The sequence below is a fragment of the Streptomyces sp. yr375 genome, assembly GCF_900110755.1.
In the GTDB taxonomy this organism is placed as follows: Bacteria; Actinomycetota; Actinomycetes; order Streptomycetales; family Streptomycetaceae; genus Streptomyces.
The window spans coordinates 59,150-76,068 of record NZ_FOFF01000017.1; the positions used below are offsets into that span (position 1 = coordinate 59,150).

Below are 16,919 nucleotides of genomic sequence, written 5' to 3' on the forward strand. Positions count from 1 at the left end.
CGGCGTACACGGCCCGGTTTTTGACGGGCCGCCAGCGGGCGGGGTACAGGGGCGTCCGGCGTGAACTCATCGGCAGGGCGGCATGCAGATCCACAGCCTGGACGGGACCCAGCCGGCGACGGCCGTCACAGAGCTGCGGACGGGGGCGCGGGTGCGCGCCTGCCTGGGCCGTACGGAGGAATCCGTCACCTGCCCGGAGGCGGTCCGGGTGCGGGACGGGGCCGGGGCGCGTTGGCTGCCCCTGAGGCAGCACGGGCGTATCCGATCTCGGCGGCGCAAGGGATGTACCGCCAACCGTGCCGCCGCCGGAGGACATCCCATGCGCACTTCCCGTTTTCTCATCCGCTCAGGACTGACCGTGGCAGCCGCAGCCACGCTTCCTCTCACCCTGGCCTCAGGGCCGGCCGCCGCCCGGGCTTCGGGCATCTCCGTCAGTACGACCGGCTCCACGGCGTCGGTGGTGACCAGCGCCTGCACCCAGAGCAACGGGAGCTGGGGCACGGCCGCGCTGCTCAGCAGCGGCCAGGGGAGCTTCTCCCAGGGGCGTCAGGTCGCCCTGTCCGGGACGGCCTCGAGCCAGTCCGCCGCCTGGTCGGGCGTCTCGCCGGGCACGTACACCGTCGTCGTCATGTGCTCCAGCGGCGCGACCGCCGGCACCCAGTCGGTGATCGTCTCGGCGCCGTCCATCCCGACGATCTCCGCGACCGCCTCGCCCTCGCGCGGTGTCATGGGCGGCCTCGGCGGGACGGCCCGTGACTACGGCCCCGTCACCATGGGGGTGGGCGGGGCGCTGGTCGGGGCGGGTGTCATCGGGGCGGCGTGGTTCCTGCGCAGCCGCTCGAAGCCGCACCGGTTCTAGAACCCCTGGAATTCACCCCTACCGGGACCCGCCCTCCCGGGACCCGCCCTGCTGGGAGCCGGGGTCGGCCGGGTCGGCCGCCGCGGGCAGCTCTTCCAGGGCCTCGGTGAGCCACTGGGTCCAGAAGGTCTCCAGTTCGATGCCCGCGCGCAGGACCAGGTGTCGCAGCCTGGTCTGCGCGCGGGTGTCGCCGGGCGGGAAGTCGCGCTTCTCGATCTCCTCGTACTCGGTCAACTGCCGTCGGTGCAGGTCGAGATGGCGACGCAGATCGGCTTCCAGACCGGCGGTGCCGACGACGGCCGCGGCGCGCAGCCGCAGCAGCAGGGCGTCGCGGTGCGGCTTGGGGTCCTGGCCGGCCGCCGTCCACCGGGCGAGTTCGGCGCGGCCCGCGGGCAGGACCTCGTAGGCCTTCTTCTGGCCGCGGGCCGGCTGCTCGGCGGGCAGCGCCCGGATGTGGCCGTCGGCCTCCAGTCTTCCCAGCTCGCGGTAGATCTGCTGGTGCGTCGCCGACCAGAAGTAGCCGATCGACCTGTCGAACCGGCGGGTCAGATCCAGCCCCGACGAGGGCCTCTCGAGCAAGGCGGTGAGGATCGCGTGCGGGAGTGACATGCGGTCAATCCTAGGGACGGCGCCGGCGCGGCCCGGGTGCCTACAGCGCCGCCGCCAGTTCCGTGCCCTGCTGGATGGCGCGCTTGGCGTCCAGCTCGGCGGCCAGGTCGGCACCGCCGATGAGGTGCGCGGCCGTGCCGGCGGCGATCAGCGCCTCGTACAGGTCACGGCGCGGGTCCTGGCCGGTGCACAGCACGATGGTGTCGACCTCCAGGACCGTGCTCTGCTCGCCGACGGTGACGTGCAGTCCGGCGTCGTCGATCCGGTCGTAGCGCACGCCCGGGACCATCGTGACGCCCCGGTGTTTGAGTTCCGTGCGGTGGATCCAGCCGGTGGTCTTGCCGAGGCCCGCGCCGACCTTGCCGGTCTTGCGCTGGAGGAGGTGGACCGTGCGGGGCGGGGCGGGGCGCTCGGGGGCGGTGAGGCCGCCGGGGGCCCGGTAGTCCGTGTCGACGCCCCACTGGCGGAAGTAGGTCGCCGGGTCCTCGCTCGCCTTGTCGCCGCCGTCGGTGAGGAACTCGGCGACGTCGAAGCCGATGCCGCCCGCGCCGAGGATCGCGACCCGGTCGCCGACGGGCGCGCCGTCGCGCAGGACGTCGAGGTAGCCGACGACGCTCGGGTGGTCGACGCCGGGGATGTCGGGGGTGCGGGGGCTGACGCCGGTGGCGACGACGACCTCGTCGTACTGCGCGTCCGTCAAGTCCCCTGCGGTCACGGGGGTGTTGAGACGTACGTCCACGCCGTGCGCGGCGAGCTGGTGGCGGAAGTAGCGCAGTGTCTCGTCGAACTCCTGCTTGCCCGGCACCTTTCGGGCGACGTTGAGCTGTCCGCCGATCTCGCTCGCGGCGTCGAACAGCGTGACCTGGTGGCCGCGTTCGGCGGCGCTCACCGCGCAGGCGAGGCCTGCCGGACCCGCGCCCACCACCGCGACGCGCTTGCTCAACCGCGTTGCGGACAGGACGAGTTCGGTCTCGTGGCAGGCGCGCGGGTTGACCAGGCAGGACGTGATCTTCCCGCTGAACGTGTGGTCCAGACAGGCCTGGTTGCAGCCGATGCAGGTGTTGATGGCCTCGGGCGTGCCGGCCGCGGCCTTCGCCACGAACTCGGGGTCGGCCAGCATCGGGCGGGCCATCGACACCATGTCCGCGCAGCCGTCGGCGAGCAACTCCTCCGCCAGTTCGGGGGTGTTGATGCGGTTGGTGGTCACGAGGGGGACCGACACCTCGCCCATCAGCTTCTTCGTCACCCAGGTGTACGCGCCGCGCGGCACGGAGGTGGCGATGGTGGGGATGCGGGCCTCGTGCCAGCCGATGCCGGTGTTGATGATGGTCGCGCCGGCCGTCTCGACGGCCTTGGCGAGGGTGACGACCTCGTCGAGCGTCGAACCGCCGGGCACCAGGTCCAGCATGGACAGCCGGTAGACGACGATGAAGTCCTCGCCGACCGCCTCGCGCACCCGCCGCACGATCTCGACGGGGAACCGCATCCGGTTCTCGTACGAGCCGCCCCAGCGGTCGGTGCGGTGGTTGGTCTGCGCGGCGATGAACTCGTTGACGAGATAGCCCTCGGAGCCCATGATCTCGACGCCGTCGTAACCGGCCTGCCGGGCGAGGCGGGCGGTGCGCGCGTAGTCGTCGATCGTGCGCTCGACGTCGGCGTCGGTCATCTCGCGGGGCGCGAAGGGGCTGATGGGGGCCTGGAGCGGGCTCGGGGCGACCAGGTCGCGGTGGTAGGCGTAGCGGCCGAAGTGCAGGATCTGCATCGCGATCCGGCCGCCCTCGCGGTGCACGGCGTCGGTGATCGCCCGGTGCTGCTCGGCCTCCGCGTCCGTGGTGAGCTTCGCGCCGCCCTCGTAGGGCCGACCCTCGTCGTTGGGGGCGATGCCGCCGGTGACGATGAGGCCCACTCCCCCGCGCGCCCGGGCGGCGTAGAACGCGGCCATGCGCTCGAAGCCGCGCTCGGCCTCCTCCAGGCCGACGTGCATCGAGCCCATCAGGACCCGGTTGGGCAGCGTGGTGAAGCCCAGGTCGAGCGGGCTCAGCAGGTGCGGGTAACGGCTCATGGCAAGGCCTCCGTGCGCGGCGGTAGTCCCTCCAGTTCTAGAGGACCGCACCCGGTTTATGCAACTAGTTGCACAATGAGCCTGGGGTCATGTGCCGCAGGTCACCGGCTCACCTGATCACCTGATCACCTGATCACCTGATCACCGGCTTTCGAGCAGGACGTGCAGTTCCCGCTCCTGGTCTCCGGAGGCGGAGGAGAGGTCGCGTACCGCGAACGCCGAGTCCAGCGCCGTACGGAGGCGCTCGATCGCCCAGTAGCCGCCCTGCGCGTCGGCCTCGACGGAGGACGAGAGCCGGGCCGGGCGGGCGCAGTCGTGCGTCTCGGTGACCTCGAAGGTGCCGAGCCACACCATCGGGCGGGTCTCGTGCAGTTGCTGCGGCGCTTCGTCGGCGCCGCGGTCCGACGCGAAGCACTCGCCCAGCGTGTCGAACACGATGCGGGCGTCCTCCTTGCTGCATCCGCTGATCTCGACGGAGACGGACTCCTCGTGCGGTCGCTCGCGGTCCATCGTGATCGCTCCTCTCGTGGCGGTGGCGCGGCCGTACGGGTTCCCGCGAACCGCGCCACATCCCCAGAAAAGCACCACTTTCCGCACGGAACCAGCGGCGGAAGCCGCCGGCCCCGGACTCAGCTCCGCGTGAAGCGGTACGTCTTGCTGTCGGTCAGCACGCAGAAGCCGGGCGAGACGACGATCACGCGCAGGGTGCCGTTGCGGCGGTCGTAGTCGATGCCCTCGGTCTCGAAGGTGCCCGAGCAGGAGCTGCGCAGCGGCACCTGGCGCAGGGCCGTGACATGGCCGGTGACGTCGCCCGTGCCGTTCGGCGCGGCGGACAGGTCGATCTGCAGGAGGGGCTTGGTGATGCCGAAGAGGGTTCCGGCCGGGTCGTCGGAGGAGCAGAGCAGCGTGGTCGGGCCGGTGAAGTCGCAGCCCTGGACGTCGCGTACGGCGTGGTCGAGGCGGACGGTCGACACCTGCGGCAGGTTCGCCGAGGGCGAGGTGCTCGGGTTGGCGCCGGGGGTGGGGAAGACGAGGAAGCGGGTCATGGTGCCCCACTCGCCCGACAGCATCCACCGGCTGTCCGGCGTGATGGCCACCCACGAGTTGTTGAGGGCCTCGCCCGGGCCGAGCGCGTGCACGTACTCCGACCAGCCCCCGCCCGGCGCCTGCACGCGGTACATCTTCGAGGTGCCCGAGTCGCTCTGGTACGGCTCGACGTAGTAGCCGTCGTAGGAGGCGTCCGGGTCGCCGACGTGGTTCCAGCCCCGGGTGGACACGGAGAGCGGGATGGTGCCGATGCCGGTGTAGCGGTTGCCGCTGCCGGCCGGGACCTCGACCGAGGTCATGCCCTGGCTCTCGGTCAGCGGCTCGGCGCGGTCGGAGCCGACCTCGGTCCAGGTGTCGGCGGCAGCGGCGGGCGGCGCGGCGGAAAGGGCGGCGGCCGACGCGAGGGCCAGCGCGAGGAGGGCGGAGCGCAAGGGACTACCGCTACGGCTACGGCTGCGACGGCTGCTGCTGCGGGCAGGGCGCGGGGGCATGGGACTCCTCGTCGAGGGGGGTGGGGGCGAGCTCGGCGGACAGTCTGGCCCGGTGACGTAGTCATGTACAGACCAATCGGTGGACAGGTGCGGACCCTGAGGAGAACGGCGCACGAAGCCGTACTGGAGGACGATGGGGAAGGGCCCCCGAGGCGTGGGAGAAAAGGGTTGAGCGCGGTAGAACAGGGGGAGTCGGCACAGGGGACGGCGTGCCGCATCGACGTGCGGAGGCGGTACGTGGCATGAGCGCACCCGGATCGTCCGCGGAAGACGGTGGTGGCCCGACGGGCCCCAGCGGACTGCTGGACGTGCTGAACGTGGCCTCGGTGGTGCTGGACACCGAGGGCCATATCGCGCTGTGGAGTCCCCAGGCCGAGGAGTTGTTCGGCTACTCGGCCAAGGAGGCGCTGGGGCGGTTCGCGGCCCGGGTGATGGTCCACGAGCAGCATGTCGACCTGGTCGTGAAACTCTTCGCGGACGTCATGGCCACCGGCCGGAGCTGGGCCGGCGCGTTCCCCATCCGGCGCAAGGACGGCACCACCCGGTTGGTCGAGTTCCGCAACATGCGGCTCACGGACGACCGCGGAAACGTGTACGCCCTCGGCCTCGCCACCGACCAGACGACGGTGCGCGGGCTGGAGCGGGACATGGCCCTGTCCACCCGGATGGTCGCGCAGTCCCCGAACGGTCTGGCCGTCCTGGACACCGACCTGCGGTACGTCTCGGTCAACCCCGCGCTGGCGCGCATCAACGGCGTCCCGGCCGGGGACCACCTGGGGCGGACGGTCCGCGAGGTGCTGCCCAAGCTGGACGCGGACGTCCTGGAGTCCGAGGCGCGCGAGGTGCTGCGGACCGGGGAGCCGCTCGTGGACCGGTTCACCGTCGGCCGCACCCCCGCCGACCCGGACGAGGACCACACCTGGTCGATCTCCCTGTACCGCCTGGAGGACGCCCGGGGCACCGTGCTGGGCGTGGCCATCTCGATGGTCGACGTCACCGACCGGCACCGGGCGGCCGTCGAGACCGAGGCGGCGCGCCGCCGGCTGGCGCTGATCGCGGACGCCTCGGCCCGCATCGGCACCACCCTGGACCTGGAACGCACCGCCCGTGAACTGGCCGACGTGGCGGTGCCGGTGCTGGCGGACGTGGCCGCGGTGGATCTGCTCGACGCGGTGGTCGCGGGCCACCGCACCAGCCTCGGGCCCGCCGAGGGCGCCGTGATCCGCGCCCTGGCGGTGCGGGTGTACAACGCGCCCGAGGCCCTCCAGGCGTCCGACCCGCCCGGCCAGGTCGCCCGCTACGGGTCGCAGCGGCTCATCACGGAGTGCGTGCGCACCGGCCGGCCGATCATGGTCGCGGAGGTCAAGGCCGAGGATCTCGCGCGCATCGCCCGCTCACCCGAGTCGGCCGAGCTGCTGGCCCGGGCGGGCGTGCACTCCTATCTGGCCGTGCCGCTCATCGCGCGCGGCGAGGTGCTCGGCGCCCTCGACCTGAAGCGGATCCACCATCCGCTGCCCTTCAGCCAGGACGACCTGCTGCTCGCCCGTGAGCTGGCGGCGCGCGCCGCCGTGCAGATCGACAACGCCCGCTGGTACCAGAACGCCCGCACCACCGCGCTCACCCTCCAGCGCAGCATGCTGCCCAGTCATCCGCCCGTCACCGGCGGTCTGGAGGTCGCCTCCCGCTATCAGCCGGCGGGCGCCACCACCGAGGTGGGCGGCGACTGGTTCGACGTCATCCCGCTGGAGGACGGCAAGACGGCGCTCGTCGTCGGCGACGTGATGGGCAGCGGTATCGACGCCGCCGCCACGATGGGCCGGCTGCGCACCGCGACGACCACCCTGGCCTCCCTCGAGCTGGACCCGGCGGTCCTGCTGGAGCACCTCGACCGGATCACCCAGGGCCTGGACCACTCCATCGCCACCTGCGTGTACGTCGTCCACGACCCCCGGCTGGGGCGGTGCCGGATCGCCAACGCCGGGCACCTGCCACCGGCCCGCGTCCGCCCCGGCCACCCGCCGGAGCTGCTCGATCTGCCGACCGGGGTGCCGCTGGGCGTCGGCGGGGTGGCGTTCGCCACGACGGACGTCGACTTCGCGCCCGGCGACCAGCTCGTGCTGTACACGGACGGGCTGGTCGAGACCCGCACGGACTCCCTGGACGAGCGTCTGGACGCGCTGCTGGCGCTCCTCGACGACCCCTCGCGCCCCCTGGAGGAGCTGTGCGACCGACTGCTGAGTGCACTCCACCACTCCGACAACCACGACGACGTGGCCCTGCTGGTGGCACGGGCGCGGGCCACCACGTAGCGCACCAGCGCGCAGACGACGCCGCCCACCCCGATTCACAGGCTGCCGTTACCCACCCTTTACCGGACATCTCGGACAATCACAGGGAGGTGTGGCAGTGGTGCCACCGTCGTGGCCGAGGAGGGTGAGCCCGTGATGCAGGAGCCGGAAAAGCCAGCAGGGGCGGCAGGGGCGCACGACGAGGAACGGGAGCGTGCCGGTCCGGGTGGACGGTGGCGGCGTCGGTCGGCCCGTGGCCGGGCCGTGATCGCGGCCACGGCCGTCGCCGTCCTGGCGCTCGGCGGCACCGTCGCGTACGCGGCGGCGAACGGCTCCGACGGCGGCTCGCCGTCCGCGTCGCCGTCCGCGTCCGCCAGCGACGGGCCGGGCGGACGGCACGACCGTGGCGGCCCGTGGTCCGGTCTCGGCGGTGACGCGGTGCACGGTGAGGCGACCGTCAAGGATCGCGACACCGGTGACTGGGTCGTCCGCGTGTGGCAGCGGGGCACGGTGGAGAAGGTGAACGACGACCATGTCACCGTCAAGAGCGAGGACGGCGTCTCCTGGACGTGGACGGTGGGTTCGGGCACGTCCGTGTTCTCCGACGGCACCTCCGGCTCCGGGCCCGGCGCCCTGAAGAAGGGCGAGACGGTGTTCGTCGCCGGGTCCCGCTCCGGCGACACGAACACGGCCGAGCGCGTCGTGTCCGGCACCTTCGGCGACCATGACCCGGGCGACCGGCACGACGGCTTCCCGGGGCACGGCCCATGGGACCGCGGGGACGACCGCTCCGCCGACCCCACGGACAACGGCACCGCTAGCTGACCCCGGCAGCCCCGGTGTCCCCGGCGTCCCCGGCGTCCCCGGTGACTCTGGTTCCGACGACCACGTGGGCGTACAGCTCGTCGTCCCGCGCCAGCCGCACCGCCAGGCCGCTGCGGGTGAACGCCTCGACGGCGGCCGGGGCCTGTCGCTCGCTGGTCTCGACGAGGAGGCAGCCGCCGGGGGCGAGCCAGCGCGGCGCCTCGGCGACGACGCGGCGCAGTACGTCCAGTCCGTCCCCGCCGCCGTCGAGGGCGGTGAGCGGCTCGTGCTCGCGGGCCTCGGCCGGCAGCAGGGGGACCTCGCCGGTGGGGACGTACGGCACGTTGGCGGCCAAGATGCCTACCCGGCCGCGGAGTTGGGCGGGCAGCGCTTCGAACAGGTCGCCCTGGTAGGCGAGTCCGCCGTACTCGGCGATGTTGCGCCGGGCGCAGCTCATCGCCGCCGGGTCTATGTCGGCGGCGTGCAGCTCGACTTGGCCGAGGGAGGCGGCGAGGGCCGCGCCGACCGCGCCCGAGCCGCAGCACAGGTCGACGACGACGGAGGCGTGCGGCGCGGCGGCGAGGGCCTGGTCGACGAGGAACTCGGTGCGGCGGCGGGGCACGAAGACGCCCGGCTCGACGGTGATGCGCAGACCGTGGAACTCGGCCCAGCCGACGACGTGTTCGAGGGGCAGGCCGGCGGCGCGGCGCTCCGCCATGGCGGCGGCCTCGTCCGGGGTCCGGGCCGCCGTGCGGATCAACTCCGCCTCGTCCTCGGCGAAGACGCACCCGGCGGCCCGCAGCACGGCGACGAGGTCGTCACCGGAGGCAGCCGAACGCGGGGCAGCGGAACGAGGGGGTCGGGCGGAGTGGGGCGAGGGCGGGGAAAGAGGAGAGGGCATGGAGCCGAGGTGCCTTTCGGAAGCCGAAGGGCGCTCTCGCTGGTCGCCTACGGGCGGCGGTCCACGCCGGCACGAGGTGAGAGCACCCGACCTGACACTGCGGTAATGGGTCCCACCTCCTCGGCCTCGCACGACTGGGAGCCTCCGCAGCCGGACGGCCACCCTACCCCAACGCCTACAGTTGTACTACGCAACTAGACGAGTGCGCGTGAGCGGGCGCACGTGACGAGTGCGAGTGAGGGAGTCCCCGTGGAAGCACCCGGAGCAGCCGAGGCGGCCGAGGCCGTGGAGACGATCCAGCGGGAGATGACGGTCTTCGCCCGGCGCGCCCGTGCGTCGGCGGGCCGGCTGCACCCCGAGCTGTCGTTGGTGTCGTACACGCTCCTCGGGCATCTGGAGGAGAGCGGCGGCTGCCGGGCGACCGACCTCGCCGCGCACTACGCCCTGGACAAGTCCACGGTGAGCCGCCAGGTCGCGGCCCTGGAGCGCGCCGCGCTGATCGAACGGCGCCAGGACCCCGAGGACCATCGCGTCCAGGTCCTCCACCTCACCGGCACCGGCCGCGACATCCTCGCCCAGGTCACCGAGCGCCGCCGTACGGCCTTCCGGGAACGGCTGGCGCAGTGGCCGCCGGGGGATCTGGCACGGTTCGCGGAGTACCTGGTGCGCTACAACGCCTGGCCCGGCCCCGCCTCGGAGAACGACTGACTCCCTACCCCACCGGTACGGCTTCCCGTCCCTCCCCCAGCCGCTCGGGCACCCGTGCCGCCAGGAACCGGGTGGTGCGGCGCAGCCGGAAGCCCAGGGACTCGTAGAGGCGGATGGCGTTCGTGTTGTCGGCGCCGGTGTGCAGGAAGGGGGTCTCGCCGCGTTCGCGGATGCCGTGGGCGACGGCGAGGATCAGGCGGCTCGCCAGCCCCTGGCCGCGGAAGGCGGGGTCGGTGCAGACGGCGCTGATCTCGGTCCAGCCCGGCGGACGCAGCCGCTCACCGGCGACGGCGATCAGCGCGCCGTCCCGGCGTAGGCCCAGGTAGGTGCCGAGTTCGATGGTGCGGGCTTCGAAGGGGCCCGGCCTGGTGCGGGCGACGAGGTCGAGGATCTCGGGTACGTCGGCGGGCCCGAGCAAGGTCGCCTCCGGGTCGGGCGCGGCGGCCACCGCGTCGCCGACGAGTTGCACGCCCTCGAACTGGAAGGTGATCTCCCAGCCGGCCGGCACCGCACCCCGGAAGCCGAGCAGCGGCACCTCCGCGCCGGGACCGGCGAGCGCCGCGAGGTCCGCCCAGTCACCGGCGTCCGGATCGTCCGGCAACGCCAGCCAGGGCGTCACGTCGACGGGGTAGCGCAGGATGCGCCCCCGGCGCTCGGCGAAGCGCGCGTGCGGACCGGTGAGCGCCGCGAGGGCGGGATTGTCCAGCACGTGCCGGGCCTCGCCGCCGCCCTGGCCAGGGGCGTGAGCTGGGGCGTGCGCGGGCTCGGTCATGCCGGGGATCCGATCTCGAGGACGACCTTGCCCCGGGCGTGGCCGGTCTCTACCTCGTGCAGGGCCTCGGCCGCCCGCTCCAGGGGGAAGGTGAGGGTGACGTGCGGGTTCAGGTCGCCGCGGACGACGAGGTCCGCCACCGCCCGCAGGACGGCCGCGTCGCGGGCGCGGCCCACGCGGGCGCCGCCCAGTCGCTCGACGTCCTCCGGCGAGGCTCCGGCGGTGATCAGCCGGGCGCGGTCGCGCACCAGGCCCGCCGCCGCGTGCAGCACCTCGCCGCCGACGAGGTCGTAGACGCCGTCGACGCCGTCCGGGGCGGTCAGCCGTACGGCGTCCGCCCACCCGTCGCCGGACGGGACGTGCACCGCGCCCAGCGACTCCAGGAGGTCCTTCTTGCCGTCGCTCGCGACGCCGAGCACCCGCAGTCCGAGGGCGCGGGCGATCTGCGCGGCGGCGACGCCGACTCCGCCGCCCGCGCCGGTGACCAGCAGGGTCGCCCCGGCGGGCAGGCCGAGCTGGTGGACTCCGTCGTAGGCCGTCGCGGCGGCGACCGGGAGGGTCGCGGCGTCGGTGAAGGACAGTTCGGCGGGCTTGTGCGCGGTGATGCCGGCGGCCAGCAGCGCGTACTCGGCGTAGCCGCCCGCGACCGTGTTGCCGAACACCTCGTCGCCGGGCGCGAAGCCGGTGACGCCCTCGCCGGTCTCCTCGACGACGCCGGCCGCCTCGTTGCCCAGGACCACGGGGAACGCGCGCTCGCCGCTCTCGCCGGGGCGTCGGAAGCCCGTGCGCTGCTTCCAGTCCACCGGGTTCACGCCCGCCGCGCGCACCGCGACGAGCACCTCGCCGGGGCCGGGCCGGGGCCGGTCCAGCTCGACGAGCGCCTCGGTCTCCGGGCCGCCGTACCGGGTGAAGACGTACGCCTTCGGCATTGCTCCCACTCTCCTTCACTGGCGCCGGACCGCTGCATGGGCAACGACACCACGTTCAAGGGCGGGGCACCGGGTGGGTATTCCTCGCCCCCGGGAGTGTTCACACGGGCTTCATGATCGGTGGGCGGACCCGGTGCGGAGCACCGCTGACTTGCACGTACGGTGGACGGCGTACCCAAACGCCGTCCTCACGCTGGAACCCCATGAACGTCACCCGAGGCTTCACCGGACGCCCGCGCGTCCTCGATCCGGGGCTGCCCCCCGGCCAGTACGACGCGGGCGACGACTGGCCCGTGCTGTCCGCCGAGGTCACCCCCGACCTCACACCCGCCGACTGGACCTTCCGCGTCGACGGTCTGGTGGCCGCGCCCCGCACCTGGGACTGGGACGAGGCGCACGCGCTGCCGGAGTCCGCGTACGAGGGCGACATCCACTGCGTGACGAGCTGGTCGAAGTTCGGCGTGCGGTTCGGGGGCGTGTCCCTGGACGCGTTCCTGGCGGCCGTCCGGCCCGCCGCGTCGGCCACCCACGCCGTCGCCTACTCGCACACCGGGTACACCACGAACCTGCCCCTGTCCGACCTCACCGGCGGGCGCGCCTGGATCGCCTGGGAGTACGACGGGAAGCCCCTCGCGGCCGAACACGGCGGCCCGGCACGGCTGTTGGTGCCCCACCTGTACTTCTGGAAGAGCGCCAAGTGGATCGCGGGCCTGCGCCTCCTCGACCATGACGAGCCGGGTTTCTGGGAGCAGAACGGCTACCACGCCCGGGGCAACCCCTGGCAGGAGCAGAGGTACGCCGGTGACTGAGACGTTCGCGCCCGTCACCCGGTTCGCCGTGCCGGGCCGGATCGCCGTGAGCAACCGGGCCGCCGCCGTGTGGCAGACGGCCACGCTCACCGAGATCCGGCGCGAGACCCCGCACGCGGCCACCTTCCGTTTCGCGGTGCCGGCCTGGGCGGGCCACCTGCCCGGCCAGCACCTGATGCTGCGGCTGGCCGCCGCCGACGGCTACACCGCCCAGCGGCACTACTCGATCGCCTCCGCGCCCGAGGACGACGGTCACCTCGAACTGACCCTTGACCACGTGGCCGGCGGTGAGGTCTCGGGCTGGTTCCACACGGTCGCCGCGCCGGGCGACGAGGTCGAGGTGCGCGGCCCGCTCAGCGGCTTCTTCGCCTGGCCCGGCGACCGGCCCGCGCTGCTGATCGGCGCCGGCTCCGGGGTCGTCCCGCTGATGTCGATGGTCCGCCACCACCGGGCCCGCGGCCTCGACGTACCGCTGCGGCTGCTGGTGTCCGCGCGCACCCCAAAGGAGCTGATCTACGCGCGCGAGTACGGCGCGGAGACGACGCCCGTGTTCACCCGGAGCGCGCCGGCGGGCACGCCCGTGGGCCGGCTGTCCGCCGCGCACGTGGCTCCGCTGCTCGCCGACGCCGGGCGGCCGGCGGGCGGCTGGGAGGCGTATGTGTGCGGCTCCAACGCGTTCGCCGAGCACGCGTCGCGGCTGCTGGTCGAGGCCGGGCAGCCGGTGGACCGGATCCGCATCGAACGCTTCGGCTGACCCCCGCCTCGCCCGCCTCTCCCGTCCCTCCGCCCGTCTCCCAGAGGGCCGTCGTGGGCGATGCGTGAAACGATGTACTCCAAACGGGGTACGCCACTCATGTGGGCACTCGTACGCGTGACGGCGAGGAGGTCGACATGCGAATCCGGGTGCACGACTGGCAGCGGCGGAGCAATCCGCTGCGGCGCCGGTCGGACGTCGTGGAGGCATGGACGGCGCTGGTCGTCGCCGTGCTGCTGCTGGTCGCCGTGCCGTTGGCCGGGGTGCTGGCCGGTCGGTGGGCCCATGATGACGCGCAGGCGGTCGCGACCCAGCAGCGCGCCGAACGGCACCGGGTGCGCGCCGAGGTCGTCGGCCAGGTGCCCGAGACCCTGCCCTCGGCGGACGGCGCCCGGGAGCGGACCTACCGTGTGACGGTGCGCTGGACGCCGTCCGGTGAGAAGGCGCGCACGGTCACCGCGCGGGTTCCGGAGAGCGCGCGCCGGGGCGACACGGTCGACGTGTGGCTCGACACGCACGGCCGGAGCGTCGCGCCGCCGACCAGCGGCACCCTGGTGTGGCAGCACACCCTCACCATGGCCACCTGCGCGGCGGGCGGTACGGCCGCCGTGGTGCTTCTCGGGCATGTCGTCGTCCGCCGGGTGGCGATGCGGCACCGGCTGGACGAGTGGGAGCGGGAATGGACCCGCACGGAGCCGCAGTGGACCCGGCGCAGGCCCGCCTGAACCGCCTCTAGCCTCTGACGCTTCGCAAAGCTGCTGACCAGAGGCTGGCGAGGGGCGGACCGCGACCGTACGGTGTGATCATCCGCATGGGCGCTCACCACAAGGCGGTCCTTCATGGCTGTGTTCGACCTGTCTCTCGAAGAGCTCCGCGAGTACCGCAGCGCGTCCACCGAGCCCGAGGACTTCGACGCGTTCTGGTCCAGGACCCTCCAGGAAGCCCGCGAGCACGACCTCAACGCGCGTTTCGAGCCGGTCGACACGGGCCTGACCACGGTGCGGGTGCACGACGTGACGTTCGCCGGGTTCGGCGGGCACCCGGTGAAGGGCTGGCTGGTGCTGCCCGCCGACGCCGCGAGCGCCGCCGGACCGCTGCCCCTGGTCGTGGAGTTCCTCGGGTACGGCGGCGGGCGCGGTCTGCCGCACGAGCGTCTGCTGTGGGCGTCGACGGGCCGCGCGCACTTCGTCATGGACACCCGAGGCCAGGGCAGCGCGTGGGGCGGCGGGGGCGGCACCCCGGACCCGGTGGGCGGTGCGCCCTCCTACCCCGGGTTCATGACCCGGGGCGTCGACGCCCCCGAGAACTACTACTACCGCCGGGTGATCACGGACGCGGTGCGCGCGGTCGAGGCGGCGCGTTCCCACCCGCTGACCGACGCGTCGCGGACCGTGGCGCTCGGCGAGAGTCAGGGCGGCGGTCTCACGCTGGCCGTCGGCGGACTGGTGCCGGACCTGGCGGCGATCGCCCCGGACGTGCCGTTCCTGTGCGACTTCCCGCGCGCCACGACGCTGACGGACCGTCACCCGTACCGCGAGATAGGCCTGTTCCTCAAGACGCACCGGGGGCGCGCCCGGGACACCCTGCGCACGCTGTCGTACTTCGACGGCGTGCACTTCGCGTCCCGTGGCTCGGCGCCCGCCCTGTTCTCGGTGGCCCTGGAGGACCAGACCTGCCCGCCGTCGACCGTCTTCGCCGCCTTCAACGCGTGGGCGCACCAGGACAAGGCGATCGAGGTGTACGAGTTCAACGACCACGAGGGCGGCGGCCCCTACCAGGACGCGGCCCGACTGCGCTGGCTGCGCTCGTACACCTGACCGGCCGACGACTTCCCTCCGGTCCGACCAGTCGGTACGTTCGGGGTGCCCGGGTCGCATCGTCGCGGTCCGGAGTCCACCCGGACCACGGAGGCCCCATGTCCGAGCACGTGCCGCAGGTTCACGGCCACTGCGACCCGCGGTTCGCCGCGGTGCGCGCCGCGTTCGAGGAGAACTTCCGCGAGCGCGGCGAACTGGGCGCGGCGGTGAGCGTCACGGTCGACGGCGTGCCGGTGGCCGATCTGTGGGGCGGCTGGGCCGACCCGGCGCGCACGCGCGCGTGGGAGCGGGACACGCTGGTCAACGTCTGGTCCACGTCGAAGGGGCCGACGGCGCTGTGCGCGCACCTCCTCGCCGACCGGGGGCTGCTCGACCTGGACGCGCCGGTGGCCGTGTACTGGCCGGAGTTCGCCGCGGCGGGCAAGGAGCGGGTGCTCGTCCGGCATCTGCTGTCGCACCGCGCGGGCCTGTCCGGACTGCGCGAGCCGCACTCTCTGGAGCAGCTCTACGACTGGGAGGTGACCACCGAGCGCCTCGCGGCCACCGAGCCCTGGTGGGAGCCGGGTTCCCGGTCCGGCTATCACGCCCTCACCTACGGCTTCCTGGTCGGGGAGGTCGTGCGGCGGGTGTCGGGGCTGCTGCCGGGGGCCTTCCTGGAGCGGGAGGTGACCGGCCCGCTGGGCATCGACTTCACGATCGGGCTGCCGGAGAAGGAGGCCGGCCGGGCGGCCGAGCTGGTGCCTCCGCCGTCCGCCTCGGCCGGCGAACAGGCCGCGGTGTTCAGCCAGTTGGCGCCCGCGGTTCTCGCCGCCCTGACCAACCCGCCGGTGGGCCCGACCGAGGCCAACTCGCCGCGGTGGCGGGCCGCGGAGCTGCCGGCCGCGAACGGCCACGGCACCGCGCGCGCCGTCGCCGCGCTGTACGGGATCTTCGCCGGCCGGGGCACGTACGGCGGCCATCGCATCCTCTCCGCCGAGGCGGCCGAGCGGGTGCGGGAAGGGCAGGGCAGGTGCCGGGACATGGTGCTGGGGGCCGCCTTCGGACACGACACGGAGGCCGGGCTCGGGCTGTGGCTCAGCGGCCCGAACGGCTCGTACGGACCCAACCCGCGCGCGTACGGGCACGACGGCTTCGGCGGTTCCTTCGGCCTCGCGGACCCGGAGGCGGGGGTGTCGCTGGGGTACGTGATGAACCGCATGGGGCCGCACATCTCCGGCGACCCGCGCAAGAAGGCGCTGGTGGACGCCCTGTACAGCGCGCTGTGACGGGCTCAGTCCGGCCGGCGCGCCTCGACCATACGGACCCGTGGGCTGCCGTCGCTCCGCGTGCCGAACTCGGGCAGGGCGCGCAGGGCGACGCTGAACCCGGCGCGCTCCAGCTCGCGCCGGACCTCGCCGAGCCGGAAGGCGCGGTAGTACATCACGAACGGCGGCCGCCACAGGGCGTTGCGCACCCGCATCACCGCGTCGAAGCCGAGGAGCGCCCAGAAGGCCGGGGCGGACGGCCGGGGCGGGGCCGGCACGGGGAACGCGAAGCGGCCGCCCGGCCGCAGCACGCCGTACACCTGCGCGAACAGGCCCGGCAGTTCGCGGGGCAGGAAGTGCCCGAACGCGCCGAAGCTGACGACGAGGTCGAAGCGGGCCGTGAACGGCAGCGCGCGGGCGTCCGCGCGCACCCACGACACCCGCGACCCCGCCGGACGGCCGCGCCCGCGCGCCTCGTCGAGCATGCCCGCGCTGAAGTCGACGCCGGTCACCCGGCCCCGGCACACCGTGGCCAGGACGTCGACCCCGGCCCCCGTGCCGCAGCACAGGTCGAGTCCGTCCTCGTACGGCCCGGACTCCTTCAGCGCCGTGGCGACCGCGGTCAGGACGGAGTCCGGGGTGCGGAAGGGGGTGTGGTCGAACTTCGGCGCGAGAAGGTCGTAGCCGTGCTCGACGGACGACAGGGCCTGGACGGCGAGTTCGCGCAGAGTGGGACCTTCGGGGCTGAACATCCGCGTCAGCCTACGGCGTCCGCCGGGTGCAGCACCCGACAACTGTACTGTCCATCACTATCTGTTCATGTCG

The 16,919-nt window shown here is 73.5% G+C and carries 17 protein-coding genes; 9 read left to right on the forward strand and 8 right to left on the reverse strand.

The window, feature by feature from the left end; genetic code table 11:
* Positions 1-319: 319 nt before the first annotated feature.
* On the forward strand, positions 320-859 hold the full coding sequence (locus BMZ82_RS18740) for a hypothetical protein (protein WP_093777211.1): 540 nt from the start codon (positions 320-322) through the stop codon (positions 857-859).
* Positions 860-877: 18 nt separating this feature from the next.
* On the opposite strand, the gene BMZ82_RS18745 is transcribed toward BMZ82_RS18740, so the two are convergent.
* The 4 genes from BMZ82_RS18745 to BMZ82_RS18760 form a co-directional block, all read right to left on the reverse strand.
* Entirely contained in the window at positions 878-1,468 is a 591-nt protein-coding gene (locus BMZ82_RS18745) for a PadR family transcriptional regulator (RefSeq protein WP_093777213.1), read from the reverse strand.
* A gap of 40 nt (positions 1,469-1,508) precedes the next feature.
* Positions 1,509-3,530: an NADPH-dependent 2,4-dienoyl-CoA reductase gene (locus tag BMZ82_RS18750; RefSeq protein WP_093777215.1), complete on the reverse strand. Its 2,022-nt coding sequence runs from the start codon at positions 3,528-3,530 to the stop codon at positions 1,509-1,511.
* Between the two features lie 141 nt (positions 3,531-3,671).
* Positions 3,672-4,040, reverse strand: coding sequence for a hypothetical protein (locus tag BMZ82_RS18755; RefSeq protein WP_093777217.1), 369 nt, complete (start codon positions 4,038-4,040; stop codon positions 3,672-3,674).
* Positions 4,041-4,159: 119 nt separating this feature from the next.
* The gene (locus BMZ82_RS18760) at positions 4,160-5,068 is read right to left on the reverse strand and encodes a hypothetical protein (protein WP_177244552.1); all 909 of its coding nucleotides are present in this window, start codon (positions 5,066-5,068) and stop codon (positions 4,160-4,162) included.
* Between the two features lie 242 nt (positions 5,069-5,310).
* On the opposite strand from BMZ82_RS18760, the gene BMZ82_RS18765 reads away from it, so the two are divergent.
* The gene (locus BMZ82_RS18765; protein ID WP_093777221.1) at positions 5,311-7,377 is read left to right on the forward strand and encodes a SpoIIE family protein phosphatase; all 2,067 of its coding nucleotides are present in this window, start codon (positions 5,311-5,313) and stop codon (positions 7,375-7,377) included.
* Positions 7,378-7,512: 135 nt separating this feature from the next.
* Positions 7,513-8,181 (forward strand): hypothetical protein, encoded by a 669-nt coding sequence (locus tag BMZ82_RS18770; protein WP_143098874.1) that lies wholly within the window; start codon positions 7,513-7,515, stop codon positions 8,179-8,181.
* Here BMZ82_RS18770 and BMZ82_RS18775 read toward each other — a convergent pair.
* Complete coding sequence (locus tag BMZ82_RS18775) at positions 8,174-9,061, reverse strand: putative protein N(5)-glutamine methyltransferase (protein ID WP_093777225.1); 888 nt, start codon at positions 9,059-9,061, stop codon at positions 8,174-8,176. The two genes, BMZ82_RS18770 and BMZ82_RS18775, sit on opposite strands and share 8 nt — an antisense overlap.
* A gap of 306 nt (positions 9,062-9,367) precedes the next feature.
* Here BMZ82_RS18775 and BMZ82_RS18780 point away from each other — a divergent pair, with 306 nt between their 5' ends.
* On the forward strand, positions 9,368-9,769 hold the full coding sequence (locus BMZ82_RS18780) for a MarR family winged helix-turn-helix transcriptional regulator (protein WP_093777346.1): 402 nt from the start codon (positions 9,368-9,370) through the stop codon (positions 9,767-9,769).
* A gap of 4 nt (positions 9,770-9,773) precedes the next feature.
* On the opposite strand, the gene BMZ82_RS18785 is transcribed toward BMZ82_RS18780, so the two are convergent.
* On the reverse strand, positions 9,774-10,541 hold the full coding sequence (locus BMZ82_RS18785) for a GNAT family N-acetyltransferase (protein WP_093777227.1): 768 nt from the start codon (positions 10,539-10,541) through the stop codon (positions 9,774-9,776).
* On the reverse strand, positions 10,538-11,470 hold the full coding sequence (locus BMZ82_RS18790; RefSeq protein WP_093777229.1) for an NADP-dependent oxidoreductase: 933 nt from the start codon (positions 11,468-11,470) through the stop codon (positions 10,538-10,540). The genes BMZ82_RS18785 and BMZ82_RS18790 overlap by 4 nt, the downstream gene beginning before the upstream one ends.
* A 203-nt stretch (positions 11,471-11,673) precedes the next feature.
* Between BMZ82_RS18790 and BMZ82_RS18795 the strand changes: the two genes are divergently transcribed.
* From BMZ82_RS18795 to BMZ82_RS18815, 5 genes are all read left to right on the forward strand, one after another.
* Entirely contained in the window at positions 11,674-12,279 is a 606-nt protein-coding gene (locus BMZ82_RS18795; protein ID WP_093777231.1) for a sulfite oxidase-like oxidoreductase, read from the forward strand.
* Positions 12,272-13,033 (forward strand): ferredoxin reductase, encoded by a 762-nt coding sequence (locus BMZ82_RS18800; protein ID WP_093777233.1) that lies wholly within the window; start codon positions 12,272-12,274, stop codon positions 13,031-13,033. Before BMZ82_RS18795 ends, BMZ82_RS18800 begins: the two co-directional genes overlap by 8 nt.
* A 137-nt stretch (positions 13,034-13,170) precedes the next feature.
* Complete coding sequence (locus BMZ82_RS18805) at positions 13,171-13,758, forward strand: Rv1733c family protein (protein WP_177244553.1); 588 nt, start codon at positions 13,171-13,173, stop codon at positions 13,756-13,758.
* Between the two features lie 114 nt (positions 13,759-13,872).
* Positions 13,873-14,850: an acetylxylan esterase gene (locus BMZ82_RS18810; RefSeq protein ID WP_093777237.1), complete on the forward strand. Its 978-nt coding sequence runs from the start codon at positions 13,873-13,875 to the stop codon at positions 14,848-14,850.
* A 98-nt stretch (positions 14,851-14,948) separates the two neighbouring features.
* Positions 14,949-16,115, forward strand: a complete 1,167-nt coding sequence (locus BMZ82_RS18815; protein WP_093777239.1) for a serine hydrolase domain-containing protein — start codon at positions 14,949-14,951, stop codon at positions 16,113-16,115.
* 5 nt (positions 16,116-16,120) lie between these two features.
* On the opposite strand, the gene BMZ82_RS18820 is transcribed toward BMZ82_RS18815, so the two are convergent.
* Positions 16,121-16,846, reverse strand: a complete 726-nt coding sequence (locus BMZ82_RS18820) for a class I SAM-dependent methyltransferase (protein ID WP_093777241.1) — start codon at positions 16,844-16,846, stop codon at positions 16,121-16,123.
* Between the last annotated feature and the right edge of the window lie 73 nt (positions 16,847-16,919).

Coding starts and splice junctions, on each gene's coding strand:
- BMZ82_RS18815 (WP_093777239.1), top strand. CDS start 14,949: ATGTCCGAGCACGTGCCGCAGGTTCACGGCCACTGCGACCCGCGGTTC.
- BMZ82_RS18785 (WP_093777227.1), bottom strand. CDS start 10,541: ATGACCGAGCCCGCGCACGCCCCAGCTCACGCCCCTGGCCAGGGCGGC.
- BMZ82_RS18770 (WP_143098874.1), top strand. CDS start 7,513: ATGCAGGAGCCGGAAAAGCCAGCAGGGGCGGCAGGGGCGCACGACGAG.
- BMZ82_RS18740 (WP_093777211.1), top strand. CDS start 320: ATGCGCACTTCCCGTTTTCTCATCCGCTCAGGACTGACCGTGGCAGCC.
- BMZ82_RS18795 (WP_093777231.1), top strand. CDS start 11,674: ATGAACGTCACCCGAGGCTTCACCGGACGCCCGCGCGTCCTCGATCCG.
- BMZ82_RS18775 (WP_093777225.1), bottom strand. CDS start 9,061: ATGCCCTCTCCTCTTTCCCCGCCCTCGCCCCACTCCGCCCGACCCCCT.
- BMZ82_RS18765 (WP_093777221.1), top strand. CDS start 5,311: ATGAGCGCACCCGGATCGTCCGCGGAAGACGGTGGTGGCCCGACGGGC.
- BMZ82_RS18780 (WP_093777346.1), top strand. CDS start 9,368: ATGACGGTCTTCGCCCGGCGCGCCCGTGCGTCGGCGGGCCGGCTGCAC.
- BMZ82_RS18750 (WP_093777215.1), bottom strand. CDS start 3,530: ATGAGCCGTTACCCGCACCTGCTGAGCCCGCTCGACCTGGGCTTCACC.
- BMZ82_RS18820 (WP_093777241.1), bottom strand. CDS start 16,846: ATGTTCAGCCCCGAAGGTCCCACTCTGCGCGAACTCGCCGTCCAGGCC.
- BMZ82_RS18790 (WP_093777229.1), bottom strand. CDS start 11,470: ATGCCGAAGGCGTACGTCTTCACCCGGTACGGCGGCCCGGAGACCGAG.
- BMZ82_RS18805 (WP_177244553.1), top strand. CDS start 13,171: ATGCGAATCCGGGTGCACGACTGGCAGCGGCGGAGCAATCCGCTGCGG.
- BMZ82_RS18810 (WP_093777237.1), top strand. CDS start 13,873: ATGGCTGTGTTCGACCTGTCTCTCGAAGAGCTCCGCGAGTACCGCAGC.
- BMZ82_RS18745 (WP_093777213.1), bottom strand. CDS start 1,468: ATGTCACTCCCGCACGCGATCCTCACCGCCTTGCTCGAGAGGCCCTCG.
- BMZ82_RS18760 (WP_177244552.1), bottom strand. CDS start 5,068: ATGCCCCCGCGCCCTGCCCGCAGCAGCAGCCGTCGCAGCCGTAGCCGT.
- BMZ82_RS18755 (WP_093777217.1), bottom strand. CDS start 4,040: ATGGACCGCGAGCGACCGCACGAGGAGTCCGTCTCCGTCGAGATCAGC.